The sequence below is a fragment of the Rhizobium sp. ZW T2_16 genome (assembly GCF_044987325.1).
Taxonomy (GTDB): Bacteria; Pseudomonadota; Alphaproteobacteria; order Rhizobiales; family Rhizobiaceae; genus Neorhizobium; species Neorhizobium cellulosilyticum.
Window position 1 is genome coordinate 91110 of the sequence record NZ_JBJDRG010000015.1, and the last position, 7154, is coordinate 98263.

At 54.2% G+C, this 7154-nt stretch carries 7 protein-coding genes, 1 pseudogene and 1 other annotated feature; of the genes and pseudogenes, 5 read left to right on the forward strand and 3 right to left on the reverse strand.

Going from position 1 to position 7154, the window contains the following annotated elements:
- Positions 1-30 precede the first annotated feature (30 nt).
- The 3 genes from ACI3K0_RS24250 to ACI3K0_RS24260 are packed head-to-tail and all read left to right on the forward strand — an operon-like array spanning position 31 to position 2588.
- Positions 31-930 (forward strand): XdhC family protein, encoded by a 900-nt coding sequence (locus ACI3K0_RS24250; protein ID WP_404946395.1) that lies wholly within the window; start codon positions 31-33, stop codon positions 928-930.
- Entirely contained in the window at positions 927-1964 is a 1038-nt protein-coding gene (gene moaA, locus ACI3K0_RS24255; RefSeq protein ID WP_148147869.1) for a GTP 3',8-cyclase MoaA, read from the forward strand. The genes ACI3K0_RS24250 and moaA overlap by 4 nt, the downstream gene beginning before the upstream one ends.
- 12 nt (positions 1965-1976) lie before the next feature.
- A complete protein-coding gene (locus ACI3K0_RS24260; protein WP_206829092.1) occupies positions 1977-2588 on the forward strand; it encodes an NTP transferase domain-containing protein in 612 nt (203 codons plus the stop codon).
- Between the two features lie 407 nt (positions 2589-2995).
- Here the strand turns inward: ACI3K0_RS24260 and ACI3K0_RS24265 are convergent, their stop codons facing one another.
- Together ACI3K0_RS24265 and ACI3K0_RS24270 are read right to left on the reverse strand one after the other, a co-directional pair.
- Complete coding sequence (locus ACI3K0_RS24265) at positions 2996-3193, reverse strand: hypothetical protein (RefSeq protein WP_353654282.1); 198 nt, start codon at positions 3191-3193, stop codon at positions 2996-2998.
- Between the two features lie 80 nt (positions 3194-3273).
- The gene (locus ACI3K0_RS24270; RefSeq protein ID WP_404946393.1) at positions 3274-3498 is read right to left on the reverse strand and encodes a hypothetical protein; all 225 of its coding nucleotides are present in this window, start codon (positions 3496-3498) and stop codon (positions 3274-3276) included.
- Between the two features lie 247 nt (positions 3499-3745).
- Positions 3746-3800: a sequence feature (sul1 is cis-regulatory element that is thought to sense ions involved in sulfur or methionine metabolism; They are found in Alphaproteobacteria), on the forward strand.
- A 220-nt stretch (positions 3801-4020) separates the two neighbouring features.
- On the opposite strand from ACI3K0_RS24270, the gene ACI3K0_RS24275 reads away from it, so the two are divergent.
- Positions 4021-4989 (forward strand): hypothetical protein, encoded by a 969-nt coding sequence (locus ACI3K0_RS24275; protein WP_404946394.1) that lies wholly within the window; start codon positions 4021-4023, stop codon positions 4987-4989.
- Positions 4990-5001: 12 nt separating this feature from the next.
- A complete protein-coding gene (locus ACI3K0_RS24280) occupies positions 5002-6126 on the forward strand; it encodes a UDP-galactopyranose mutase (protein WP_206829094.1) in 1125 nt (374 codons plus the stop codon).
- Between the two features lie 225 nt (positions 6127-6351).
- Here the strand turns inward: ACI3K0_RS24280 and ACI3K0_RS24285 are convergent.
- Positions 6352-6893: pseudogene (locus ACI3K0_RS24285) on the reverse strand (transposase); the annotation flags it as partial.
- Positions 6894-7154 lie beyond the last annotated feature (261 nt).

A 7154-nucleotide genomic window follows, 5' to 3' on the forward strand; every position in this document is an offset into this window, starting at 1 on the left:
CATAAGTTGAGCAACACGGTAATCACGACCATGTCTAACCCGGTGCGGGCAAAGTCGGTAGACAACCCTGCTGATATTCTTTGGTTTGCTATCGAGGCTGCGCAGTACGGCGGCGCAGCCCTTGCAACTCTCGTTGAGATACGGGGCGGTGCGGCACGTGCTCTCGGAGCGCATGTTGCCGTTGCGTCCGACGGGCGGTTTTGCGGTTATGTGTCAGGTGGCTGCGTCGAAGCAGCGGTGGCGGCCGAGGCATTGCAAGCCATTGCCGATGGCCGGGACCGGATGGTGAAATTTGGTGAGGGTTCACCATTCTTCGACATCACGCTGCCCTGCGGCGGCGGCATCACCATAGCCATCCATGTCCTGCGCAATACGGACGTGTTGGACGATGCTTTGAAAGAGTTGGCTTGTCGTAAATCGGTGGCGTTGGCCTACAGCCCGGACCTTCAGAGACTTGCGCCCCTCGATAAAGTTCCCTTGCGATCGGGTTGGTGCGGTGAGGATTTCATCTCGGTCTATCGGCCCAAGACACGCGTGGTTATTTCTGGCCAAACGGGGGAGGCGGAGGCAGTCCGCCGGCTGGCAGAAGCGTCCGGATATGCGTTTGACGTTGTTGGTTCCAAATCAACATCGCAGATTATTGATATAGATGCGTTCACCGCTGTCGCGCTGCTCCATCACGATCTGGATCTGGAGGAAGTTTGGCTCACCAAAGCCCTAGCGTCCTCTGCGTTCTACATAGGAGCTCTTGGTAGCACCCGGACGCACCGTCGACGCATCGATCGCTTGCGATCGACTGGTGTATCTTCAGAAGCATTTGATCGAATAAAAGCTCCAATTGGCTTGTTTGGTCCGACACGAGACTCGGCTTCTTTGGCGCTCTCGGTGCTCGCAGACATTGCCGCTGCAAGACTGGAGAACTTTGGATGACTGCCATGCTACTGGACAGGGTGCTATCCCAAAACCAGCAGGCGCACATGATCGACAGGTTCGGTCGGGCCGTAACCTATCTACGCGTCTCCGTCACAGACCGCTGCGATTTCCGCTGCACTTATTGCATGTCGGAAAACATGAGCTTTCTGCCGAAAAAGGATATTCTGTCGCTGGAGGAACTCGACCGGCTATGTTCCGCCTTTGTGGCCAAGGGTGTCCGAAAACTACGACTGACCGGCGGCGAACCGCTGGTGCGCAAGAACATCATGCATCTGGTGCGCTCGATCGGCCGCCATATCGAAACCGGCCATCTCGACGAACTGACGCTCACCACCAATGGCTCGCAGCTCGCCCGCTTCTCGCAGGAACTGTACGATGCTGGCGTGCGCCGTATCAACGTCTCACTCGATACGCTCGATCCGCAGAAATTCAAGAAAATCACCCGCTGGGGCAATTTCTCCAAGGTCATGGAAGGCATTGACGCTGCCCAGAAAGCTGGCTTGAAGATCAAACTCAACGCCGTTGCCCTCAAGGATTTCAACGAAGACGAAATCCCCGCCATGTTGCTTTTCGCGCATGGTCGCGGCATGGATCTCACCGTTATCGAAACTATGCCGATGGGCGAGATCGAGGAAGATCGTACCGATCGCTACTTGCCGCTATCGGTATTGCGCGAAAATCTCGAGAAACAATTCTCCTTGAGGGACATCCCCTTTAAGACCGGTGGCCCAGCCCGTTATGTCGAAGTGGCCGAGACAGGCGGCCGCATGGGCTTCATCACGCCGATGACCCATAATTTCTGCGAGGGCTGCAATCGCGTCCGTCTCACCTGCACCGGCACGCTTTACATGTGCCTCGGCCAGAACGATGCCGCCGACCTGCGTGAAGTAATTCGCGAAAGCAACGATCCGGCCCATTTGGCTGCGGCCATAGACGAGGCGATCGCGCGCAAGCCACAGGGCCATGATTTTATAATTGACCGGAATAACCGGCCGGCGGTATCGCGGCATATGAGCGTGACAGGCGGCTAAGGAAAATTGAAGATGAAGACCGTCGGCGGTTTACTTTTAGCAGCGGGTCGATCGAGCCGGATGCCGGAAGGTTGTCACAAGCTTCTGGCCGAGTTCGAAGGAGTTCCACTGGTACGAAAATCCGCGGAGACGATGCTGCGTTCTGACCTGAGATCTGTAACTGTCGTGACCGGACACCGATCGTCAGAGATCGAAATGGCCTTGAAGGGATTGCCGCTCTCCACAACGTACAACAAGCATTTCGAAGAAGGGATGGGGGCGTCGCTAGCCTGTGGATTTAGGCATGCCTCCTTTGCGGATTGTGATGGTGTTCTTGTTATGCTCGCCGATATGCCGGAGATCACGACCGCACATATCACCAAACTCTTGATGGCTTTTCGATCAGGCCAAGATGCGCTCGTGCGCGGCGCGGATGGTGATAAGCCAGGGCACCCGGTTGTCGTCCCATCCGCAATTTTTTCGCAGATGCAAAAACTAGATGGCGACAAAGGAGCAAAAGAAGTGCTTCAACGTCAAAAAGTCCCCATCAGGATGATCGATATTGGAAATGCTGCGCTGAAAGACATTGATACCGTTCAGGACCTAGTGGCTGCAGGAGGAGAACTCTGTGGTCGTGGTGAGTAGTTGCAGCCAACCTTTCAGGCAAAGTTGCTAAGGATGCCTCTGCCGTCGGCTCAAAGATTTCAGCGGCTTGCTTGTTTCAAGAGCGTATAGGTCGCGGGTTCGTATACGCTCAAGAGCTTAATTGGCCAACGAAGGCGGTTTACCAAGGCAGGCCCTCGAAAGTGCTCGGAGAAACTCTCTTGGTTGCCGGATCGGGAGCCCGCTCGTACCGCAACAACATGGGTGACCGCCAGCGTCCCGGCCGTGTTCTAAAGTCACCGACGTTCCGGACCCGAAAGAACTCCCATTTTAAAGATTGCTACCAGTCACATTACCAACATTACTTCTGAGGTTGCCGCCCGTTCCGCAAGTAGCTTCTGACCTCTTTTGGCGAGTGATCGAGTGCGGTCTTCTGTCAGGCCTTTCTCTTAAAGAACTGCACGCAGTGCACTCATCAGTTCCGTCTGTTGACGGACAATACGTTCGCGCGCCCGAAACAAGATCGCGCGAGCCTGCTGATCCGATGTCTTGGGAGAGACAAAACGCATCTCGGGCTGCCGAGCTGCAATGATGATTGCTACGGCATCGGCTGCGTCGTTCTTCTGTCGCTTCACGAACGGGCGCACGTATTGCGGAGCAATCAACTTGACTTCATGGCCCAGCTTGACGAGTTCTCGGAATCAATAATGGGCGCTGCCGCAGGCTACTATGACGACAACTGCAGGCACTTGCCCTGCCATGAAGCGTAAAAACTCTCCTCGTGCCAGCTTTTTGCGAAATTAACTTCGCCTGTCATCGTCGCCCCGTGAAGCTGGAAAACATACTTTGCCAAGTCCACGCCGATCATTGTGTCGCCCATCTGCCGTCCTCTCTGCTTTGCGGTTTGCACCATCGGCACCATGCGATGCCGCTGGGGGAGGACGGCAACCACCCCATCTCCTACACATTGCTGATGTGGGGCTTGTCCGGGCCTTTCGGACACTGAATCAATGGTCATGACGCAGTGGATTTGTTTAACGAACCTCAGGGGTCATCAATACTGATCCCATATGTTGGAGTTTCGCGAAATTTGGAAAGTCAAATAAAGTCGCATTGTAATTTTCAATGCGAGCAACGAGAAGAGATGTTCCCGATATATTACTTGCTGTAAGCGGCGTATTATGTATTCTGTATTAGAACTTGGACTCCACATCATGTGGGTGGCTATCCCAGCCGCCAATCCGCTGGGCAACCTGATCTCTCTTTTTCAGCGATCTGCTGAAACGTTGCTCGAGATTTAATCGTCAGGTTTTTCGATGGCCCTGACACATCGCTAATTACTTTTTACCAGCTGCGTGTGGGTGCCCGGTCAATATCGTCGCTCGGTTAACAGCCTCTCACATCTACTTTGGCGACCAAGGAGCGAATTGACGCGGCCTTCGGAGATATTTGGTGAACTATGAGAAGTCAGTTTATGCCCGCCGGCGGCAAAGTGGACGGCTTGAAAACTACCGAAAAGTCGCCACGCGGCCTGGCCGTTGTCCGTTGCGGGGAGAACACTCTCCACCGGACTTGGGTTTCGGGTAGACGAAACTTCGATGTCGGCATCAGCTATTATGGGTCCAACTCAACGCTAGAATTCCCGGAAGCCGACTACGTACATCATTGTAAAGGCGGAAAATGGGATGGGCTATTCAGCTTCTTCAAAAAGTTTCCCGGAGTCCTCGATCGCTATGATTACTTCTGGCTTCCAGATGATGACATCGTTGCAGTTGCGGCAGATATCGACAGCCTCTTCGCGCTCGGCATAGAGAATGAATATCATGTCTACCAGCCGTCCCTGGATGAACATTCCTACTACTCGCATGTCATTACCCTTCAGCACCCGAGCTTCGAGGTTCGGTACACAAACTTCGTTGAAGTGATGGTACCGTTCATAAGCCGCGAGGTACTCATTCGCTCGCTTCCGTTTATCGAGAAGACCGCCAGCGGCTTCGGGCTTGATTTTCTCTGGCCTCAGATGGTGCGCGAGATCAAAGGCGACGCCTACTGTGGCGTCGCAGTCGTAGACACGATCACGGTGCGTCACACCAGACCCGTTGGTGGCAATCTTCATCAGTTCATGCGTGACACCCAAAGACATAGCGCCAGGGACGAGATGGGTGTTACGATGGAATGGGTCAACGATGCCCGTGGGGCACGTATAAACGGTGTCAGCGTCCCCCGCATTCGGATCCTTTCCGGAACCCTCCGTGGTGGACTCCAGCTCAAAGGGCTGCGCCTCGCGCGTCAGGTCTGGTTTGACTTGTTATACCGCTTCACCAACAAGTCCCAGCCCGTCAAATGGTTCGCGGCATCCAAACATGCTGTGAAGGCTGGATTTCTAAGCCAAAATGTCATTTTGCCGGTCGCGGGTATCCTCCAGTCTTTTACGCATATCTGAAAGGATAAGGCTGTGGCCAAACTTCTCGTTGTGGGCGCTGGTTTCGCTGGTGCGGTCTATGCGAGAGAGCTGGCGATTTCCGGTCACGAGGTCGATGTCATAGAAAAGCGCGACCATATCGCCGGGAACTGTTTTGACTATGTGCATGACTGTGGTGTGCGAGTTCACCGGTACGGGCCACATCTCTTTCATACTTCCAACGATCGGGTCGTCGCGTGGCTATCCCAATTCACCGGGTGGCTGCCTTATGAGCACCGAGTTGTGGCGCTTCTCGACAACGACCGCAAGGTACCGCTGCCCGTAAACCTCGATACTATTAATGCCGTCTTCGGTACACAGCTTAATGCACCAGAAGATGTGATGTCATATCTCGCCTCGCTCGCACTTCCTCGATCACCGGTCATAAGCGCCGAAGATCATCTTTATTCCACAATCGGCAAGAAATTGACTGACCTCTTTTTTCGCCCCTATACGAAAAAGATGTGGCAGATGGATCTTTCGGAAATCGATGCGGCAGTCGTTCGTCGTCTGCAGATACGCACAGATCGAGATCCGCGCTATTTTCTTACCGACACATTTCAGGCAATGCCGGCAGAAGGTTATACTAAAGCGTTTGAGAGGATTTTCGATCACGACCGCATTTCGGTGAGCCTAAGCACGTCCTTTTCCAAGGATAAACTCGCTGGCTATGATGCTTGTTTCAACAGCATGCCGATAGACGAATTTTATGAGTTCGACCTCGGCGAACTGCCTTATCGCTCCATTCGCTTTCACCTCAGCGAGCACATCGCCGCAGACGCAGAGGAGGATGCAACGATTAACTACACACACGCTTATCCCTATTCACGCGAAACTTGGTGGCACGTGTTACCCGGACATCACGTGCGTGAGACCTCACACGTGCTGCGAACGATCGAGGAGCCATGCTGCTATCGCGACAACAATTTTGAGCGCTACTACCCAGTCATGGACCGCGATCACATGCACGAAAGTCTTTATGAGCGTTACGCTGCGCGAGCTGCAGGTGATGATCATATGTTCTTTATCGGCAGATGCGGTACCTATAAGTACCTCGATATGCACCAGGTCATTAATCAGTCGCTAGCCCATGTTTCGAAATGGATGGCGAGGACTTAAGATAAAGTTGCTTATCCGGCTTCAAACAAGCCGTGTGGCTTGGGAGTGCCCCAGAACAACGGTTCAACACCGCCCTGTTATCTGAATCGGTCAACTTATTGGATGTTCAGCAACTTAGCGACTCATAAGCGCTGATCTAAGTTCGAGTCCTTTCAAGTGCTTAAGCCGCATCCGATCTTGGTTCGATCGTAAGCGGGAAGCTGAGGCCGTTTAGGCCTGGTAATTTCATGTCATGAGAGCGTCGATCTCGCTGCTGGGCCATCCGTTTGCGAGGCGCTCTAGCGTTTGGGTGAGCCAAGCTTGGGGATCGACAGCCTTCATCTTTGCCGTTTGCAGCAGCGTCGCGACTGTCGCCCACGTCCTGCCGCCACCATCGCTGCCAGCGAAGAGGCTGTTCTTCCTGATGATAGCTTGGGGTCTGATTGCCCGCTCAACAATGTTGGAGTCGAGCTCGACGCGGCCGTCCGTCAGAAAGCGCTCGAAGACATCGCGGCGCGAGATGCATACCGAAGTGCCTCGGCGAGTTTAGATTTTCCCGAGACCCGCGGCAGTGTCACCTGCCAAAGTGTGAAGAGGTCACGGACAATAGTCGCCGAACGTTCCTGACGCGCTGCGACACGGGCGTGAGTATTTTGGCCGCGGACGGTTTCCTCAATCTCCCAAAGCTCTGCCATGCGCTCGACCGTTTCTGTGGCAACCTTCGAGCTCTTGGCGACATGCAGTTCATAGAACTTCAGGCGGCTATGTGACCAGCAGGCGGCCAGGACAACGAGGCGTTCCAGCTCCTGCTCGACCACCATTGACTCATCATCCGAGGTTGATCTGATGCAACCTGAGATGCCATCCCATCAAGCTCGAAGGCCTTCGCAAAGCGCAATCCCCGCGGCAACCCTATTGATGGGATCGTGTCCCAGGGAGTGGTGTAGCTTAGACGGCCACGGCTCATCCCAGAGGGCCGGATGAGTGTCAGCTTGCTGCTGGCAGGCTGATGAGTGGATCATCGCTCATCGTAGCGATTGTCTCAAGGG